Source organism: Streptomyces sp. Q2, assembly GCF_056820935.1.
In genome coordinates this window covers 1-2,482 of record NZ_JBXEJE010000104.1, presented here as the reverse complement: position 1 = coordinate 2,482, position 2,482 = coordinate 1, and the positions used below count along the sequence as shown (strand labels likewise).

Annotated in this window: 1 protein-coding gene and 1 pseudogene; both read left to right on the top strand. The window is 66.4% G+C overall.

The window, feature by feature from the left end:
- Positions 1-228: 228 nt before the first annotated feature.
- Positions 229-702 carry a hypothetical protein gene (locus ACWBNA_RS47725; protein ID WP_482710866.1) on the top strand — a complete coding sequence of 158 codons (474 nt, stop codon included), beginning with the start codon at positions 229-231 and terminating at the stop codon, positions 700-702.
- Between the two features lie 54 nt (positions 703-756).
- A pseudogene (locus tag ACWBNA_RS47720) lies at positions 757-1,688 on the top strand (IS5 family transposase).
- The last annotated feature ends 794 nt before the right edge of the window (positions 1,689-2,482 follow it).

Below are 2,482 nucleotides of genomic sequence, written 5' to 3'. Positions count from 1 at the left end.
CCTGCCACCGCCCCCTGCCCAGAACATCCACCACCAGCCCGAACCCAAGAGCCAGAGCAACCTAACGGAGTCCTACTAGGGCCTGTCCGGGCGATCTCCGTGACGCGGTCGACGGGCCTGGACACCTCAATCCGGGACGTCGAGCAGAAGCCCGACGCCAGGCAGCGGCGTTGTCAGTCCCCGCCGCTATCGTTCGCGCGTTCACGATCATCAGGGAGGGGTGGCTCGATGGGTGCCAGCGGATGGGACTACGTCACCAGGTACGACGGCGATGTCGAGGCGGCCCTGGCGACACTGCAGGCCAGGGTGTTCCAGGAGGAGTACGGCAGTGATGCCCGATACCGAAGCCTGGAGGACCTCTACGAGGACGAGGAGTTCATGGGGACCGAGGGCACCCATACGATCCTCGACATCGACAGGGTTGTTGCCACGGATGACCCGCCGACGAGGTCCGGTATCGCTGACTACGGCACCCTGCGCCCTCTGGCTCTCAACCGCGTGATGCACCACTTCGGCACAAACCGCCCGTCGGTCGAGTATTACGAGGAGCTCGTCACTGCTGCCAGTGAGGCTGCGAGCCATGAGGAGCACGAGCAAAGCCTGCTCGGCGAGTGTCAGATGCGGTGGACCGGTTACTACATCGTCCTCTACTCCGACGACAGGCCGACGCACCTGGGAATCTTCGGATTCTCAGGAGACTAGGACTGATCCGGCAGAGCATGCGACTGACTCTTGCTGCTGATCGTTCTTATGGACATGGGGCGGGGCGATCTGACGGATGCCGAGTGGGAACGGCTGCGGCCGTTCCTGCCGGTCAGCAACGGGCGTTGCGGCAGGTGGCGGGATCACCGGCAGGTGATCGACGGGATTCTGCACCGAGTGCGGACCGGCGTGCAGTGGCGTGACCTGCCCGAACGGTTCGGTCCGTGGAAGACGGTCTATGAACGCCACCGCCTGTGGTCGGCCGACGGGACCTGGTAACGTCTGCTCCAGCAGGTCCAGGCCGCGGCTGACGCCGCAGGCGAGATCGACTGGGACATCTCGGTCGACTCCACCATCGTCCGCGCGCATCAGCATGCGGCCGGCGCCCGCACCGACCCACCGCCGGCCCCGGTACCAAAGGGGGCCTCAGGGGTGGAACACCAGACCGAGACGCCGTGGCAGAGCCTTTTCGCCCGCCTGGTGGAGGTGGTGCGGGAGGTGAGGGCCTGGGCCGCTCGCGGGGCGGGTTCACCAGCAAGCTCCACCTGAGCGCGGACGGCCGCTGCCGCCCGCTGTCCCTGCTCGTCACCCCAGGTCAGCGGGCAGACTGCACCCAATTCAAGCCGGTCCTGGAGAAGATCCGAGTGCCCAGACCGGGCCTGGGGCGACCACGCAAGAAGCCCGACAGCCTTGCGGCCGACAGGGCCTACAGCAACGGCCTCATTCGCGAGTACCTGCGACGGCGGGGAATCCGCCACACCATCCCGGAGAAGACCGACAGTCAGGCGGCCCGCCTGCGCAAAGGCTCACGCGGCGGACGACCGCCCAACTTCGACGAGGACCGTTACAAGAAGCGCAACACCGTCGAGCGGGCGATCAACCGGCTGAAGCAGTTCCGAGCGGTTGCCACTCGATACGACAAGCGCGGTTACGTCTTCCTCGGCACCGCCACCGCGGCGGCCGTCGCAATCTGGCTTCGGACATGAACTGCTACGCGACCCAGCAGTAGACGCTCTGGTTCTGGCGCCGGGCGCTGCTGACGAGAGCAGCGAGATCGCCCACGATCGCGTCGGCGATCTCCGTGCCGATGACCTCGCCGTCCTCCGCACGCAGTCGGGTCCACGAGGCGGCGACGTCGCGCAATCTGGCGTGCTCGGCGTCCGCGAGTGCAGTGGACAGGCGAGGTGAGAGCGCGAAGACGACGCACCCGTCGTTGTCCTGGCCGGCGACGATGCGAGGCTCACCGGCTTCGGCGAGGTCCTCGAAGCTGCCGCCGGCCAGAAGGCATTCCCACTCCAGCACGGCTTCTTCGGGATCGAAGTTGCCGAAGGAGAGGGACTCGAATGCCGGTTCCGGCCCGGACTGGAGGGCCAGGCTTGCTGACGTGTCGTCCGGCGCNGCTTCGGCGAGGTCCTCGAAGCTGCCGCCGGCCAGAAGGCATTCCCACTCCAGCACGGCTTCTTCGGGATCGAAGTTGCCGAAGGAGAGGGACTCGAATGCCGGTTCCGGCCCGGACTGGAGGGCCAGGCTTGCTGACGTGTCGTCCGGCGCCACGAAGAACTTCACGATGATGCTCACCCGGGCAACATGCCCGACTGCCTACAGCCATGATCGGCCGGACAAGTCCTAGCTGCACAGGCTCCCCTCGGGCAGATGGCCCGACGGTTCGGTCGGACGGTAGGGGGCTTGCATGAGCTGATCGGTGTCCAGGTACTCGTGTGAGTGCACCACCGAGTACGAAGTTATGTGCACCACTCGTTAGGCCACGTCGGTCTCCCGC

Coding starts and splice junctions, on each gene's coding strand:
- ACWBNA_RS47725 (WP_482710866.1), top strand. CDS start 229: ATGGGTGCCAGCGGATGGGACTACGTCACCAGGTACGACGGCGATGTC.